The sequence below is a fragment of the Nitrobacter sp. genome (assembly GCF_051535235.1).
Taxonomy (GTDB): domain Bacteria; phylum Pseudomonadota; class Alphaproteobacteria; order Rhizobiales; family Xanthobacteraceae; genus Nitrobacter.
In genome coordinates this window covers 69,673-84,431 of record NZ_JBPPLZ010000006.1, presented here as the reverse complement: position 1 = coordinate 84,431, position 14,759 = coordinate 69,673, and the positions used below count along the sequence as shown (strand labels likewise).

At 63.6% G+C, this 14,759-nt stretch carries 15 protein-coding genes and 1 pseudogene; 6 read left to right on the top strand and 10 right to left on the bottom strand.

Translation table 11 applies throughout. From position 1 onward, the window contains the following. Positions 1–75: 75 nt before the first annotated feature. The 3 genes and pseudogenes from ACS3WA_RS10030 to ACS3WA_RS10020 all read right to left on the bottom strand — a co-directional run. Complete coding sequence (locus ACS3WA_RS10030) at positions 76–990, bottom strand: ABC transporter permease (protein WP_438278382.1); 915 nt, start codon at positions 988–990, stop codon at positions 76–78. Continuing rightward, a complete protein-coding gene (locus ACS3WA_RS10025; RefSeq protein ID WP_438278381.1) occupies positions 987–2,135 on the bottom strand; it encodes an ABC transporter ATP-binding protein in 1,149 nt (382 codons plus the stop codon). The genes ACS3WA_RS10030 and ACS3WA_RS10025 overlap by 4 nt, the downstream gene beginning before the upstream one ends. A gap of 249 nt (positions 2,136–2,384) precedes the next feature. Further along, positions 2,385–4,106: pseudogene (locus tag ACS3WA_RS10020) on the bottom strand (putative bifunctional diguanylate cyclase/phosphodiesterase); the annotation flags it as partial. Between the two features lie 536 nt (positions 4,107–4,642). Here ACS3WA_RS10020 and ACS3WA_RS10015 point away from each other — a divergent pair. Then, positions 4,643–5,746: an NAD(P)/FAD-dependent oxidoreductase gene (locus ACS3WA_RS10015; protein ID WP_438278380.1), complete on the top strand. Its 1,104-nt coding sequence runs from the start codon at positions 4,643–4,645 to the stop codon at positions 5,744–5,746. A gap of 94 nt (positions 5,747–5,840) precedes the next feature. Here ACS3WA_RS10015 and ACS3WA_RS10010 read toward each other — a convergent pair whose 3' ends face one another. Further along, a complete protein-coding gene (locus ACS3WA_RS10010; protein ID WP_292610353.1) occupies positions 5,841–6,026 on the bottom strand; it encodes a YdcH family protein in 186 nt (61 codons plus the stop codon). A gap of 307 nt (positions 6,027–6,333) precedes the next feature. On the opposite strand from ACS3WA_RS10010, the gene ACS3WA_RS10005 reads away from it, so the two are divergent. Continuing rightward, positions 6,334–6,540 carry a YdcH family protein gene (locus tag ACS3WA_RS10005; protein WP_438274246.1) on the top strand — a complete coding sequence of 69 codons (207 nt, stop codon included), beginning with the start codon at positions 6,334–6,336 and terminating at the stop codon, positions 6,538–6,540. 37 nt (positions 6,541–6,577) lie between these two features. Here ACS3WA_RS10005 and ACS3WA_RS10000 read toward each other — a convergent pair whose 3' ends face one another. After that, positions 6,578–7,252: a GGDEF domain-containing protein gene (locus ACS3WA_RS10000; protein WP_438278379.1), complete on the bottom strand. Its 675-nt coding sequence runs from the start codon at positions 7,250–7,252 to the stop codon at positions 6,578–6,580. Between the two features lie 125 nt (positions 7,253–7,377). On the opposite strand from ACS3WA_RS10000, the gene purE reads away from it, so the two are divergent. Beyond that, complete coding sequence (gene purE, locus ACS3WA_RS09995) at positions 7,378–7,866, top strand: 5-(carboxyamino)imidazole ribonucleotide mutase (RefSeq protein ID WP_438278378.1); 489 nt, start codon at positions 7,378–7,380, stop codon at positions 7,864–7,866. After that, positions 7,863–8,960 (top strand): 5-(carboxyamino)imidazole ribonucleotide synthase, encoded by a 1,098-nt coding sequence (locus tag ACS3WA_RS09990; protein WP_438278377.1) that lies wholly within the window; start codon positions 7,863–7,865, stop codon positions 8,958–8,960. Before purE ends, ACS3WA_RS09990 begins: the two co-directional genes overlap by 4 nt. A gap of 179 nt (positions 8,961–9,139) precedes the next feature. Here ACS3WA_RS09990 and aqpZ read toward each other — a convergent pair whose 3' ends face one another. Next, entirely contained in the window at positions 9,140–9,853 is a 714-nt protein-coding gene (gene aqpZ, locus ACS3WA_RS09985; RefSeq protein ID WP_438278376.1) for an aquaporin Z, read from the bottom strand. A 269-nt stretch (positions 9,854–10,122) separates the two neighbouring features. Between aqpZ and rpsU the strand changes: the two genes are divergently transcribed. Beyond that, positions 10,123–10,410 carry a 30S ribosomal protein S21 gene (gene rpsU, locus ACS3WA_RS09980; protein WP_292610358.1) on the top strand — a complete coding sequence of 96 codons (288 nt, stop codon included), beginning with the start codon at positions 10,123–10,125 and terminating at the stop codon, positions 10,408–10,410. 182 nt (positions 10,411–10,592) lie between these two features. Here rpsU and ACS3WA_RS09975 read toward each other — a convergent pair whose 3' ends face one another. Both ACS3WA_RS09975 and ACS3WA_RS09970 read right to left on the bottom strand, forming a co-directional pair. Beyond that, positions 10,593–11,423, bottom strand: coding sequence for a hypothetical protein (locus tag ACS3WA_RS09975; protein ID WP_438278375.1), 831 nt, complete (start codon positions 11,421–11,423; stop codon positions 10,593–10,595). Positions 11,424–11,611: 188 nt separating this feature from the next. Next, a complete protein-coding gene (locus ACS3WA_RS09970) occupies positions 11,612–12,862 on the bottom strand; it encodes a hypothetical protein (protein ID WP_438278374.1) in 1,251 nt (416 codons plus the stop codon). A 93-nt stretch (positions 12,863–12,955) separates the two neighbouring features. On the opposite strand from ACS3WA_RS09970, the gene ACS3WA_RS09965 reads away from it, so the two are divergent. Next, positions 12,956–13,198: a hypothetical protein gene (locus ACS3WA_RS09965; protein ID WP_438278373.1), complete on the top strand. Its 243-nt coding sequence runs from the start codon at positions 12,956–12,958 to the stop codon at positions 13,196–13,198. On the opposite strand, the gene ACS3WA_RS09960 is transcribed toward ACS3WA_RS09965, so the two are convergent. Beyond that, complete coding sequence (locus ACS3WA_RS09960; RefSeq protein WP_438278372.1) at positions 13,179–14,273, bottom strand: calcium:proton antiporter; 1,095 nt, start codon at positions 14,271–14,273, stop codon at positions 13,179–13,181. The two genes, ACS3WA_RS09965 and ACS3WA_RS09960, sit on opposite strands and share 20 nt — an antisense overlap. Positions 14,274–14,284: 11 nt before the next feature. After that, positions 14,285–14,740, bottom strand: coding sequence for a DUF3606 domain-containing protein (locus ACS3WA_RS09955; protein ID WP_438278371.1), 456 nt, complete (start codon positions 14,738–14,740; stop codon positions 14,285–14,287). Between the last annotated feature and the right edge of the window lie 19 nt (positions 14,741–14,759).

Sequence of the window (14,759 nt, the reverse complement as noted above, 5' to 3'; positions counted from 1 at the left end):
GTACGCAGAGCCCGCCCGCTTTCCCGCGGGGAGAGATGACGGTTTTGCGCGATCGCTTCGGACCACTATTTCCCATCACCTTCTCCCCTCGAACTGACGACGCTGCATTCGCTCGTAGACGAGAAGCGGCGCCAGCAGCAGCGCCAGCAGCACGACGGCGAGCGCCGACGCCACCGGCCAGTCGCGGTTGGTGAAGAATTCGAGCCACACCGTTTGTCCGATCATCGGCGAATTCGAGCCGGCCAGCAGATCCGGAATCACGAATTCCCCGACGATCGGGATGAAGCACAGCAGCGCGCCGGCGCCGACGCCCGGCAGCGACAGCGGAAACGTCACCAGCCAGAATGTCGTCAGCCGCGAACCGCCGAGATCGGCAGAGGCTTCGAGCAGCGCCGGATCGATCTTGGCCAGCGTCGCATAGAGCGGCAGGATCATGAACGGCAGATAGGAATAAACGATGCCGATATACATCGCGGTGTCGGTGGACAACCACACGACCGGCGCGGATACGACATGCAGCGCGAGCAGCGCCTTGTTGAGGATGCCGTCGTGCTGGAGGATATTGATCCACGCATAGACGCGGATCAGGAACGATGTCCAGAACGGCACGATCACCAGGATCATCGCGATCGGTTGCCACCGCGCCGGCAGTCGCGACATGCCGTAGGCGACGGGATAGCCGATTGCGAGCAGAATCGCCGTCGATAACAGCGCGACCGCGATACTCCGCAGGTAGGACACGATATAAAGATGGTCTGAGGCGAGCAGGCTGAAATTGTCCAGCGACAGCGCTGCGAAAGCGGCCTTGAGCGCGGCCATGCCCTGCGCCGGATCGAACACCGGCAGATAGGGTGGCTGTGCAATGACGGTTTGGGACAGGCTGATCTTGAGCACGAAGCCGAACGGCAGCAGGAAGAACAGCGTCATCCACAGAAACGGCACGATCGCCGCCCTGCGGGCAGGCGTTGTGAAGAGATGCCGCCCGCTCATCTGTCGAGCACCACGCAATCGTCGACGGCGAACCACGCCACCACGCGCTGTGTGATCGTGAACGCATCGAGATCGAGCCGCGCGGTATTGGCGACTGAGGCGCGCAGCAGCGCGCCGCTGTCGAGCCTGACCTGATAGCGGGTCTGGCCGCCGAGATAGCTGATGCCGGCGACCACGCCCGCCAGGCGGTTGATCTCCGCCGCGTCGCCACCATCCGGCGCAGATCCGTGAGCCGACAGACGAACCTTCTCGGGACGGATCGCAACGCAGACCTGGTCGGTCCTCAACGCCTGCAAGGGCGCTGCGGCGATCACGCGTCCGGCATCCGGCGTCGCGATCGTCACGCGCTTCGCATCGCGCGATTCGATTTTACCATCGATGACGTTGACGCCGCCGACGAACTCGGCGACCCAGCGCGAATTCGGCGCCTCATAGAGCTGCCGCGGCGTCGCAACCTGCACCAGATGCCCGGCGTTCATCACCCCGATGCGGTCCGCCATCATCATCGCCTCCTCCTGATCGTGAGTGACGACGATGAAGGTCATACCGAGCTGCCGCTGCAGCCGCATCAGCTCGGCTTGCGTGTTCTCGCGCAGCTTCTTGTCGAGCGCGGCAAGCGGCTCGTCGAGCAGCAACAGCCGCGGACGCCGCGCCAGCGCGCGCGCCAGCGCCACGCGTTGCCGCTGGCCACCCGAAAGCTGGTCTGGCTTGCGCCTTTCCATGTCCTCCAGTTTCAGCAGCGCGACCATTTCCGCAACGCGAGTCTTGATCTCCTCGCGCGGCAGGCCCGCTCGTTTCAGCCCGAACGCAATATTGTCCTGCACGCTGAGATGGGGAAACAACGCATAGTTCTGGAACATCATGTTGACGGGACGCTGATGCGGCGGAATGCCGGCGACGTCCTGGCCGTCGAGAACGATCCGGCCGGCATCCGGCGTTTCGAATCCCGCCAGCATCCGCAACAGCGTGGTCTTGCCGCAGCCGCTCGGCCCCAGCAGCGCGAAAAACTCCCCTGCCTTGATGTCGAGCGCCAGCCGGTCGACCGCGGTAAATCGGCCGAAGCGCTTGACGAGCGCATCGAGTTGCAACAGCGGGATGTCGTCTGCCTCTGCCACGTCAGGGGCTTGCCTCGCGTCGTCAGTCATTCCACCCCGTCTCGTTTCGCGATGAAGCATCGCGTCCCTTTCAGCGAGTCTCCTTGCGAGTCCGAACGACCCATCGCAATACACGGTGCCGGCGGCTTTTTGGATGCGGCATTCGCGCCCGCAGATTGCGCCTCAAACAGGCAGCGAATGTCAAATCGCCCTGCCCTGCCCCACGGCGAAGCTTCGCGACACGGTTCGCGAAGGAACCCGGACGCAGCGAACGCGATCGTTCCGCGATGAAAACGGCTGTCAGCCGGCCTTGCGGCAGGGTGTTTCGGGAGTGTGGGGCGGACGCCCGACAAGGGTAGCGTATTGCGCGATCGGCTCCGGCCTGCCGATGAAATAGCCCTGGACCGCATCGCAGCCCTCGTCGGCCAGAAAGCCCAGTTGTTCGGACGTTTCGACGCCCTCCGCAAGGATCGACACGTCGAGGCCGTGACCGAGGCCGATCACCGCCCGGACGATCGCCGCGGACTGCGGATTGCATCCGAGGTACATGACGAACGCCCGGTCGATCTTGATCTTGTCGAACGGGAACGCCTGGAAATAGCTCAGCGAGGAGTAGCCGCTGCCGAAATCGTCCATCGAAATGCGAACACCCAACGCTTTCAGCCGCCGCAACAGCGCCAGACTGCGCTCGAAGTCCTCGATGAGCACGCCTTCGGTGATCTCCAGTTCCAGCCGGTTCGGATCGAGTCCGGTTTCCTGCAGGATCGAATGCACGAGGCCGACCAGATCGCCATGGACGAACTGCACCGGCGACAGGTTGACCGAGATCTGCTTCGGGTTCGGCCAGGACGCCGCCTCCCGGCATGCCTCGCGCAGAACCCACTCGCCCATGGCCACGATCAGACCGCTTTCCTCGGCGAGCGGAATGAAATCGTCGGGCAGAATGAGGCCGCGGGTCGGATGGGTCCATCGCGCCAGCGCCTCGAAGCCGGTCACATCCCTATCATCGACTTTGTGGCCCGTGCGTGCCTGCGGCTGGTAGTGCAGCGACAGTTCGCCGTTGCGGATGGCGCTCGACAGATCCTGATGCAACGCACGGCGATCCCGAATCTGCCGATCCATATCGGGGTCGAAAATGCTGATCGATCCGCGCGACCTCTTCTTGGCGCGGAACAGTGCGGCGCCGGAATTGGAGAGCAGCGAGGCCGGGTCGATGCCATCGCGCGGAAACAGTGCGATGCCGCTGCTCAGCCCGACGCGGACGGATTTGCCGTCGATCAGAAATTCCGGCGTCATCGCTTCGACGAGCTTTTCGGCGAGCGCCTTGCCCGCGGCGGGTTGCTCGCCATCGATGATCACGCCGAACTCGTCGCCGCTCAATCTTGCGATGAGGCCTCCGTGCGCCGCCTCCTGAATGCGATGGGCTGCTTCGATCAGCAGCCTGTCGCCGACCGCGTGACCGAACACGTCGTTGATTTCCTTGAGGCCGTCAAGATCGACCGACAGCACCGCGAACTCGTCGTTCGTTCCCTGGCACGACTCGATCATCTGCGACAGCGCTTTCAGGAACGCGGTGCGGTTCGGCAGGTCGGTCAGCCCGTCGTGATAGGCCATGTGCACCATGCGCGACTCGGTCTGGCGGCGGTCAGTCACATCTTCATGCGTCTTGATCAGGTATTGCGGTTCGCCGTCATCAGCCGCCACAGGAATGCGGCGGGTCAGGAACAGCCGCAGCCCATTGACGGTGCTGATCGGATGCTGGGTCAGAAAGCCGCCATTCCGGACCGCCGCTTCATCGCGGGCACGGATCAGCTTCGCGTCGCGCGGATCGAAGATATCCGATGCGGTCAGCCCGACGACATCCTCGCGGCGGCGATTGAGAAGCGCCTCGGCGGGCCGATTGGCGAGCAAATAATGGCCGTCGCTGGCGCGCTGGACGATCAGCGGCACCGGAATATTGTCCACCACGGTTTCGAGAAACTTCTTTGTGTTTTCGAGTTCGCGCGACAGCGACTCGCGTTCGAATGTCTGTGTGCGCAGATGCGAGCGCCTGACCTCGCGCACCCTGGACGCGCGGATGGTCACCGCCGCCAGAAAGCAAAAGGCGATAACGCCGCCGGCAAGAACTTGCTGGATCACGTCGCCCTGGGCTGAGGCGCCGGCTCTCTCCGGCAAAACGATGGCAGCCGCCAACGCGTCCGCAGACGTCGCCGCAAACACCGTGTATATGAGCCCCATCGCAGCAACGAAGTTGTAGCCGCCCGCCTGCCAATTCTTGCCAGTCATCGCGCCCCCGGGATCTGCCGGTGGAGTGTCTGGCCCAACGGGTTTGAATCGGGTAAAAACCTACCCCTGCGATCGAAAAATGCGTCCTGGATTGCACAATTGGTCTCTCATGATTAATGCCCTGCTAACGGGCGGTCGGAAGCTCGCTTTAGAGCCCCGCTTTTGATTCCCTTTAGAAGCGGAAAGGCTCCAGTGTTCCTTCGAATCCGAAGTTCGCGACGGAGGGCGCAACGCAGCAAGGCGAACTTCGGATTTGGGACACCAGGCCGCGAATGGACAGGGTTGAGTGCGTCATCATCGGTGCCGGCGTGGTGGGGCTCGCGATCGCGCGCCGGTTCGCACGCTCCGGCCGCGAGGTCGTTGTTCTCGAGGCGGCGGAAGCGATCGGCACGGTAACGTCGTCGCGCAGCAGCGAAGTGATACACGCCGGCATCTACTATTCCGCCGGCAGCCTGATGGCGCGGACCTGCGTCAGCGGCCGGCGCGCGCTTTACGACTATTGCCGGGAATACGGCGTTCCGCACAGCAATTGCGGCAAGCTGATCGTCGCGACGAACGAGCAGGAAGCCGGCAGGTTGCAGTCCATCAAGGCGCGCGCCGAGACCAATGGCGTCGAAGGCATGCAATCGCTGAGCGGCACTGAGGCCCGCGCGCTCGAGCCGGCGCTTCAATGCGTCGCCGCGCTGCTGTCTTCATCGACCGGAATTATCGACAGCCACGCCTACATGCTGGCGCTGCGAGGCGATGCCGAGCGCGACGGCGCGGTGTTCGCCTTTCTGACGCCGCTGTTGCGCGCAAGCGCGACGCCACAGGGGCTGGAAATCGAAACCGGCGGCGACATGCCGATGACGCTCGCTTGCGATCTCATGATCAATGCGGCCGGCCTTGGCGCGCCGGCCGTGGCGCGCAGCATCGAAGGCATGCCGGCGGATCGCATTCCGCAGGCTTACCTCGCCAAGGGCAACTATTTCAGTTGCAGCGCCCGCGCGCCGTTTTCGCGCTTGATCTATCCGGTGCCGGAGCCCGGCGGCCTCGGCGTGCACCTGACGTTCGACCTCGCGGGGCAGGCGCGCTTCGGCCCCGACGTGGAATGGATCGACAGCCCGGACTATGCCGTCGACCCGGCGCGGGCGGAGCGGTTTTATCCGGCGATCCGGCGCTACTGGCCGGACCTGCCGGACGACGCCCTGCTCCCGGCCTATTCCGGAATCCGGCCTAAAATCGTGCCGCCGTCCGTCGCCGTGCAGGACTTCATCATCGAGGGGCAAGCCGATCACGGCGTAGCCGGGCTTATCAACCTGTTCGGAATTGAATCGCCCGGCCTCACGGCATCGCTTGCGATCGCGGACCATGTCGCCGCGATGGCGGAAACGTAGCCCGGCAAATCAGGCCCGCGCCGATTCCCCGCGCCAACGGCGGCGATCAATCGGCGACGCAAAGACCGCGGATCCCTCGAAGACTGGAAGGATTTTAGTGGAGGGTCTCGACCGCGGAGAGTTTCAGTCTTTCGATCTCATCCTTGAGCATCAGTTTCCGGCGCTTCAATTCGGCAATCCTCAGGTCGTCGGTGGAAAGATGCCTGAGAGCATCGTGCAATTCGCCTTCCAGGATCCGATGTTTCCGTTCCAGTTCAGCGAGATGCGCCTGAATCGCCATTCGAACCTCCTCGGTGGTTTCAACCTCAGATTCGCTCCGAATTCGTGAGTTTACATGAACCCAGACAGCTGTCGATGGGGCAGAAAAGCACATCGATCATATTTGCGGGATTCGGAAAATGAACCGTAAGGAGGGACCTGCTGGCGGCTTGCGCGGCGCGCGGGCAAGGACAATAATTCGCCTGGAGCGGGATGAAGAAAAGTGTTGCGGTTTTCTGTCGGCAGCCCGCTCTAAAATATTGGAATCGATCACGTTCGTGATCTAGCTGAAACCTCCAACTTTTCGCAAACTCTTCACGATTCAACTCATGACCGACGAAGAAGAGCGCGAACTCGGAGCTGAGCTCGCCCGGCTGAACCAGGAACACCGCGATCTCGACGCCGCCATCGATGCCTTGCATCAATCGCCCGCGCCCGATTTGCTGCGCCTGCAGCGGCTGAAAAAGCGCAAGCTGCAGTTACGCGACCGCATCGCCTTCATCGAAGACCAGATCACGCCGGATATCATCGCCTGAACAGCGCGCCTGCCGCGCCCGCCGATGCCACCGCCTCTCAACTGCTCCGCCGCTGCGCCTTGCGGAGGTACATTGCGCAGTCGGCCTGCTCCAGCGCGGTGCCGGCGTCGGCATGCGGCCCGAGGATGGCCACCCCGATCGACGCGCCGGTGGTGATCGCTCGCCCCCCGAACGTCAGTGCCAGCCCGTCGATGGTCTCTTCCAGAGCCGACGCCTTGGCCCTGGCGTCGGTTTCGCTGAGATTCCACAACAGCAGCGCGAACTCGTCGCCGCCGAGCCGCCCGATCAGGTCGGAGGATCGCACGTGCCGGGACAGCGCCGCGACCACCGCCTTCAGCACCGCATCTCCGGCCGCGTGACCGAACGCATCGTTGATAGGCTTCAGGCGATCGACGTCCAGCACGAACAGCGCCCCGTTCGCGTGATAGCGCCGGATGTAGGCGACCGAGCGGCGCAGTTCGCGTTCGAAGCCCCGGCGATTGAGGACGCCCAGAAGAAAATCGGTATCCGCGGACGCCTCCAGATCCGCGATCCGCGCCTGCGCGGCCGCAAGCCGGGTCTTGAGGCGGCGGATCGTGGCTCTGGCCTCGGTCGCGACGTCACGTTGTGACGCCGTCGGGCGCGTTGGCGCGAGCGCGACCGGCGCGGTCTTGCGGCGGCTCGCCTTGCGTTTCGCAGCGGTCGAAGCCGACGCTTTCGAGGTCTTTTTCATCGCCACAAGGCTTGCCGTCGTTCACCAAGACAGGATAGTTCAGTCCCCACCGCTTGCCCCGTCAAGGCACCCTCCTATAATCCGCACCATGTTTTCCGGATTCCCGAAAGAAATAAAATAAATAAATGACCGCCGCCGTCGCCATCATCATGGGAAGCCAGTCGGACTGGGAAACAATGCGTCACGCCGCGGACACTCTGGCCGCGCTTGGCGTGGCCAGCGAGACGCGAATCGTATCCGCGCACCGGACGCCCGAGCGGCTGTTCGCATTCGCCAGCGGCGCCAAGGCGGAGGGGTTCAAGGTCATCATAGCCGGCGCGGGCGGCGCCGCGCATTTGCCCGGCATGACGGCGTCGCTGACCGAACTCCCGGTGCTCGGCGTACCCGTGGAATCAAAAACGCTGGCCGGGATCGACTCGCTGTATTCGATCGTGCAGATGCCGGCCGGAATTCCGGTGGGAACGCTTGCGATCGGCAAGGCCGGCGCCATCAATGCGGCGCTGCTGGCGGCGAGCGTGCTCGCGCTCAGCGACCCGGCGCTGGCCGCACGCCTTGCCGCCTGGCGCAAGCAGCAGACCGATGCCGTGGGCGAGCGCCCGGAGGGATCGGCGTGAGCGGTTCTCGGCGGGTGACGCTCAAGCCGGGCGATACCATCGGCATTCTCGGCGGCGGGCAACTCGGCCGGATGCTGGCGCTGGCGGCGGCGCGCCTCGGCCTCAAGTGCCAGGTGTTCTCGCCGGATCCGGATTCGCCGGCATTCGACGTCGTGCAGAACGCCACCTGCGCCGAGTATGCCGACGTCGAGGCGCTGGAATTGTTCGCATCCGACGTCAACGTCGTCACCTATGAGTTTGAGAATATCCCGGCCGCGACCGCGATGGTGCTGGCCGCGCGTCGGCCGGTGCTGCCCGATTATCGCATTCTGGAGACGGTTCAGGACCGGCTGCTGGAGAAGAAATTCATAGCCGGCCTGGGTATCGCCACCGCCGCCTATGCCGAGGTCGCGTCCCCGCAGGCGTTGCGCGACGCGATCGAGGTCATCGGGCTGCCGGCGGTGATCAAGACCCGCCGCTTCGGCTATGACGGCAAGGGCCAGGCCATCATCCGCGACGGCGACGATCCCGATCAGGCGTGGGACGATCTCGGCACCAGATCTGCGATCCTGGAAGCCTTCGTGCCGTTCGAGCGCGAGATTTCCCTGATCACGGCGCGCGGCGCAGATGGCTGCGTCGAATGCTTCGACGTGACCGAGAACGAGCATCGCGACCACATCCTGAAATATTCGCGCGTGCCGGCCGCGATTTCCGATACGCTCGCCGCGCAGGCGCGCGGCATCGCGAAAAAAATCGCGGATGCGCTCGATTATGTCGGCGTGCTGACCGTGGAGATGTTCGTGGTGCCAGGCCCGGCCGGCCCGGCGCTACTCGTCAACGAGATCGCGCCGCGAGTCCACAACTCCGGGCATTGGACGCTCGACGGCGCTTCTGTCTCGCAGTTCGAACAGCACATCCGCGCCGTCGCCGGCTGGCCGCTTGGCAAGCCGATCCGGCACGGCAGCGTCGTCATGACAAACCTGATCGGCGACGACATTCTTGACTACGGCAAATGGCTCACCGTGCCCGGCGCCGCCGTGCATATCTACGGCAAGGGCGCGCAGCGTCCCGGCCGCAAGATGGGCCATGTTACCGAGGTCAAGGATGGCGGCTGACGGCGGTCCGAGTGACGTCTCGTCTCCGCTGGCGTCATTGCGAGGAGTTCAAGGCGACGCGCGTCGTTCCTGTAGCAACGAAGCAATCCAGTTCTCAAATGCGATTTCCGGATTGCTTCGCTTCACGCACAAATTGGCAAGAACCAATTTTTTGTCGCGAGCCCGCATGACGCGATGGGCTACTTTCCTGCCACGACACCTTCCGGCTCACCGCTTAACCCGCGATAGACCACGCCGCCGATGACGCCGCCGATCAGCGGCGCTACCCAGAACAGCCAGAGTTGCTCCAGTGCCCAACCGCCGACGAACAACGCCGGACCGGTGCTGCGCGCCGGGTTCACCGACGTGTTGGTGACGGGAATGCTGACGAGGTGGATCATCACCAGCGCGAGTCCGATCGCCAGCGGCGCGAAACCGGCCGGCGCCCTGCCATGGGTCGAGCCCATGATGACGAACAGGAACATGGCGGTCATCGTCACCTCGGTGATGAAGGCGACCATGAGATTGTAATGACCCGGCGAATGCTCGCCGTAGCCGTTGGATGCGAATCCCTTGGCGACATCGAAGCCCGGAGCCCCGCTGGCGATCACATAAAGCAGCGCAGCGGCGGCGATCGCGCCGAGCACCTGCGCGATGATGTAGGGCAGCACCTGCCCGGCCGGAAACCGTCCGCCCGCGGTCAGCCCCAAAGTCACGGCCGGATTGAGGTGGCAGCCTGAAACATGCCCGATCGCATAGGCCATGGTGACGACGCTGAGGCCGAAGGTGAAGGCGACGCCCAGCAGCCCGATGCCGACCTGCGGAAAGGCCGCGGCGATGACCGCGCTGCCGCACCCCATAAAGGTCAACCAGAAAGTACCGATCAGTTCGGCTACGTATTTCCTGACATCCATGACGCCCTCCCTTTAAATTCCAAAGATCAATCGTTCGAGATCAAGAACCATAAAAACCGCATTGTGAAGCATTCGTCGGCCGCGATGGCGGTACTTTTGGAAGAATCCACCTAACTTTCGGCCTGTCCGATGCACAAACCGCGGAGTGGCGGTGGACATTACCGGCCTGATCTGTTACATCGGCGCCCTTGATGCTGAGGGCATGGCCTTTGTCGGCCCTCCTGCTTCTGACCCATTTCTCACTTCGTGCAATTGAAAGAGGATGCCGCGTGCAGGTTCTCGTTCGCGATAATAATGTCGATCAAGCCCTCAAGGCGCTGAAGAAGAAGATGCAGCGCGAGGGGATTTTCCGCGAAATGAAGCTCCGCGGTCATTACGAAAAGCCCTCCGAAAAGAAGGCTCGCGAAAAGGCTGAAGCTGTCCGTCGCGCCCGCAAGCTCGCACGCAAGAAGATGCAGCGCGAAGGCCTGCTGCCAATGAAGCCGAAACCGGTTTTTGGCGCTGGACCGGGCGCAGGCCGTGGTGGTCCGGGTGCCGGTCCGCGCGGACCGCGCTGAACGATCGCTGCAGATCAGGCTTTAACGAAAACGCGGGGTTCCAGCCCCGCGTTTTTGTTTGATGCGATCCCGTCGGCGGCGCCGCCGACGGGCTATTCAGGCTTTGCAGAGCCTTTTTTTTGACGGGTTTTCTTGACGCAAACCCTCCCCCTTCGCTCGAAAATACGGAACGCGGCCCGCGGCTATTTCGGCAGCACCGCCTGGACAACCGATTTCGCAGCCGAGAGCATGTCATCGGCGACCGTGGTATGGGCGCTCGTCTGCTCTGCCGCGTTGGCCGCAGGATCGAATCGTCCCGAGGCTTGCGGAATGTCCGCAGGCGGAACCGGCAGTCGCGCACGATCGTCGGCGCGGTCGGAAGGCGAGCCCTCCCCGGTCGCCATCGCATCAAGCCGGGGAGTTTCGACAGCAGGCACGGACACCTGGATCGGTGGCGGAAGCGGCTGCACCGCCGGCGCCGCGCGCGCGATATCCTGCAGGCGCGGAACTGATTCGGTCGGGCGGCGGTCGGCATCCGGCTGCGCTCGCGTGACCTCCGATCGGGAGCGCGAGCCTTCAATGCGCGGGTCCGCATCGTTCGTGCCGCGCAAGCGGTCGATCGCAGCCCGCGCCAGATCGTTGGCGTCGCGAAGATCGTCCGGAATAGACCCCGTCTGCGCCGGAGCGGATGCGACCTTGGCGGCGGCCTTTTCGCGCCGCGCCGTTTGATGTTTCTTCATGGCGGCCGGAGCGGACGCGGTTTCAGCCCGCTTCTCGGCTGGCTTCTCCGTCTCGGGCTGGACCTTCTCGGCAGGCACCGTCGCAACTGCCTTTTCGGAAATGCCCTTCGCGCGAATGCCGCCTTCGGCGCCGCCAGCTTTATCGGGCACCACCGCGGACGACACGGCGGCGGGGGCCGATGCATCGGCAGGCTTGCCTACGATGTAGTGGTTGACGATGTAGGCGCCCGTCACCGTCGCCACCACGGACGGCAGGATCTTCTCGAAAAAGAACTTTGAAGCGTATTTCAGCATGGCCGGCCTCTCCCGCGCTGTCTGATGCGGAAACTTTTGGGCCGATTGAGGGATCAATCGCGACTGATCGGTGGCAAGGTGGTGGTCCACGTCACGTTTCGTGTCGATTATCGCGTTTTGCGGATGTCGGTCCGCGCGACGAAGCGCGCCGGCCGAAAGCCCGGAGCGCGGCTTTCACGGCTCCGCTGTCAGAGCAGCTTGATCCGGCCGAACGCCATGAAGCCGGTGAGGTCGCGCCCATAGACCGGTTTCAGATCGTCGGGCAGCAGGTAGCGGCTGACCAGTCCGCCAATGCCGAACTTGGCATGATCGGTGCGGATGAAATCGTAGATTCCGCCGACCGAGACTTTGCCCACGTTGAAAACCCTGTCTTCGAGACCGGGAATGTGGTGCGTCAGTTCATTTTCAGCGACCTGTTCCGCGCGCATGAACAGCGTCCAGTTGTTTTTCAGAATCACGGAACTCTCAAACAGATAGGCGTCCAGCGTTTCCCCCGGGCTCAGCATCTTGCGGCCCCAGGCCGCCGTCGCGCTCCACAGATGCCCGTCGCCGAACGGCGTGGTGTAGATCGCCGAAGCCGTCAGGCGGTTTTCGTTGACCTCCGGTTCGAGCTGTTCCGGCGAATTCAGGTGCCCGTAGGACACCTGCAGCGACAGTTCGCGGACCGGATTCCAGCTCACCCGGCCGGCAACGCTGTCGAGCGCCGGCCGTTCGATGTCGTAGCGGTACTGGTCGGGTTCCCGCCCGCGAAAGGTCGAAGCCTCGAACTTCCAGTTCTCGAGAACCAGACCGGCCGTCAACACGCCGAATGTGATGTGCGTCGAATCGAGCCAGTGGTGGCTGATCGGGGCCTCGGGATTGTCCATGCCGCTGAGGCGATGCATGAAGGCCGGCGGTCCGAGCGCGGGTTCGCCCGGCAGGCCGCCATAGACGAAGACGCTCGAGTTCGCGGTGATATTGTGGCTGTATGTCGCCGCCAGTTCCATGAACAGATCGTGCGGATGCTGGCGATCGACCAGATGCGACACGCCGTCGGCGGTCTCGCCGCTCGCCAGCAGCAGCGGATAGCCGGCCGCCCCCATCAGCGGCTCCGGAGACAGCATGGCGCGCACGCCGAAGGTGCCGTCGTCTCCGAGCGGCCGCTGCGCCATGGTCATGAGCATGCCGCTGACGAAGGTCTTGTCCGCGCCGCGCGGACCCGGCTGCCGGTCGTAATTCAGGTTGATGGAGCCGTGGGTCATCACGCTCCAGGCGTCGAACTGTTGGTGAAGCCCTTCGTGCGGCGAGGTGTCCGGCTGCCAGCTCGTTCCCGACGCCTCGCGCGCCATCATGTAGGGTCCGAGAAAGCCGGGCATGGAGCCGTGGCCGTCCGTTCCGTGCCCCGTATGCGCGGGACTCATCGCCTCATGATCCATGTGGGCCATATCCGTGTGCGCCATGGCCGGCGCCGGAGGCTTCCGTTTCACCGCCGTATGTGTCCGCTTCACTGGATTGGCGGAATGAGGATGATGGGATCGTCCGCCCGAGGCGGCATGACCCATATGTTCGTGACCCATATGTTCGTGACCTATGTGGTCGCGACCCATGTGGTCGTGGTCGGTCGGCATCTCCTGGCCCGCAGCGGCGGATGCCATTGCCCCAAGCGTGACCACGAGGCACGCATGGCGGCCGATCCGTCGCAGAGTGCGTTGAGACATGCGATCCTCAAAGCCTCGCCTCAAGGCGAAGGCGTCGGTGATTCCGTTCGTTGTCCGACTATGGCACGAACACCATGAAGACATAGATCGCGAACACGACGATGTGGATCATTCCGAACAGGATATTGGTCCGGCCCGTTCCGAAGGTCAGCATGCTCAGAAGGAACGTCAGGCCCAGCAGGATCATCTTCTGGGCGCTGAGACCGAGTTCGAGCGGCTTGTCCATGACGTAGGCGGCCACTGCCACGGCCGGAATCGTCAGACCTATTGTGGCCAGCGAGGAGCCGAGCGCGAGATTGATGCTCTTCTGCAGATCGTTCTGCCGCGCGGCCGCAAGCGCCGCGACGCTTTCCGGCAAAAGGACCAGCAGCGCCAGCAACACGCCGGCGAGGGCTTCAGGCGCGCCGACCACCGCGATGCCCGCGTCGATTACCAGCGAGAACTTCTTCGCCAGCAGCACGACGGCGAGCAGCGAGATCAGCAGCAGCGCGACGCTCAGCGCCAGCAAGCGGTTCGAGGCAGATCCCTCCCCGCCGTCGGCGTCGTGCCCGACAATGAAATAGTCTTGATGCAGGACCGTCTGCGTGTACAGAAAGACGGCGTAGAGCATGATGGTGACGACGCTGACGAAACCGAGTTGCAGTTGCGAATACAGCGGCCCGGGCGTCGTCAGGGTATAGTTCGGCATCACCAGCGTGATCGTCGCGAACACGATCAGCACGCTGAGATAGATGTTCACGCCCGCTGGTTGAAACTCCTGCTCGCGGTAACGAAGCCCGCCGGCCAGAATGCAGGTCCCGACCAGACCGTTGCACACGATCATGACCACCGCGAACACGGTATCACGCGCCAGTTCCGGCACCGCCTTGTCGCCCAGCATGATCGTCGCGATCAGGGAAACTTCGATGATGGTGACCGCGAGCGTCAGCAACAGCGTTCCGTAAGGCTCGCCGATCCGCTCCGCGATGACCTCGGCGTGGTGCACGGCCGCGAAAACCGTGCCGAACAGGATCACCAGCAGCACGACCGCGAACAGGATGCCGGTCGCGGACGGAACGAAAGTGATGCCGAGACCGGTCACAGCGCCGTAGAACAACACGGCCAGAGCGGGGAAAATCCACGCCGAGCGAGGCATCGAACCATGCGCGCTCACAGGCGGCAGGCCTATGCGGCGCGCTTGCGAGCGCCCTTTTTCGCCTTCCTGGTCGTCCCGGCCTTTTTGGGAGCCGCCTTCTTTTTCACGGCCGCGCCCTTCCTGACCGCGGTTTTCTTTTTGGCCGCCTTCCCGGGAGTGAGGTAAGCGCCGACCTTCTTCGAGGAATGCCCGACCGCTTTCACAGCGGCGCGAAGCCTTGCGGGCGTCACCTTGAACTTCTTCGACCAGTAGCTGACTTCGTAAGGCTGGCTCAGCGCAATCAGCAGCCGGTCGCTGGCCTTGTGCTTCTGCAGCTTGATGTAGGCCTCGACCTTTTTTGCCGAGCGGCCTGCCGCCTTCACAGCGGCCTTCAGCTTCAATGGAGTGACTTTGAACTTCTTGGCCCAGTAGCGGACCTCATAGGCCTCACTCAACGAAATCAGGCGGCGATCACCACCCCCGCGCTTCGCCTTGTTGTCCGCCATGTCGGCCTCCCGCTGTTGA

Excerpts from the sequence above, each read along its gene's own strand:
- purE (WP_438278378.1), top strand. The coding sequence starts at position 7,378 with ATGACCGCCGCCGTCGCCATCATCATGGGAAGCCAGTCGGACTGGGAA.
- ACS3WA_RS10030 (WP_438278382.1), bottom strand. The coding sequence starts at position 990 with ATGAGCGGGCGGCATCTCTTCACAACGCCTGCCCGCAGGGCGGCGATC.
- ACS3WA_RS09970 (WP_438278374.1), bottom strand. The coding sequence starts at position 12,862 with ATGGCGCACACGGATATGGCCCACATGGATCATGAGGCGATGAGTCCC.
- ACS3WA_RS10015 (WP_438278380.1), top strand. The coding sequence starts at position 4,643 with ATGGACAGGGTTGAGTGCGTCATCATCGGTGCCGGCGTGGTGGGGCTC.
- ACS3WA_RS09965 (WP_438278373.1), top strand. The coding sequence starts at position 12,956 with ATGACCCATATGTTCGTGACCCATATGTTCGTGACCTATGTGGTCGCG.
- ACS3WA_RS09955 (WP_438278371.1), bottom strand. The coding sequence starts at position 14,740 with ATGGCGGACAACAAGGCGAAGCGCGGGGGTGGTGATCGCCGCCTGATT.
- ACS3WA_RS10010 (WP_292610353.1), bottom strand. The coding sequence starts at position 6,026 with ATGGCGATTCAGGCGCATCTCGCTGAACTGGAACGGAAACATCGGATC.
- ACS3WA_RS10000 (WP_438278379.1), bottom strand. The coding sequence starts at position 7,252 with ATGAAAAAGACCTCGAAAGCGTCGGCTTCGACCGCTGCGAAACGCAAG.
- ACS3WA_RS10005 (WP_438274246.1), top strand. The coding sequence starts at position 6,334 with ATGACCGACGAAGAAGAGCGCGAACTCGGAGCTGAGCTCGCCCGGCTG.
- ACS3WA_RS09975 (WP_438278375.1), bottom strand. The coding sequence starts at position 11,423 with ATGCTGAAATACGCTTCAAAGTTCTTTTTCGAGAAGATCCTGCCGTCC.
- aqpZ (WP_438278376.1), bottom strand. The coding sequence starts at position 9,853 with ATGGATGTCAGGAAATACGTAGCCGAACTGATCGGTACTTTCTGGTTG.
- ACS3WA_RS10025 (WP_438278381.1), bottom strand. The coding sequence starts at position 2,135 with ATGACTGACGACGCGAGGCAAGCCCCTGACGTGGCAGAGGCAGACGAC.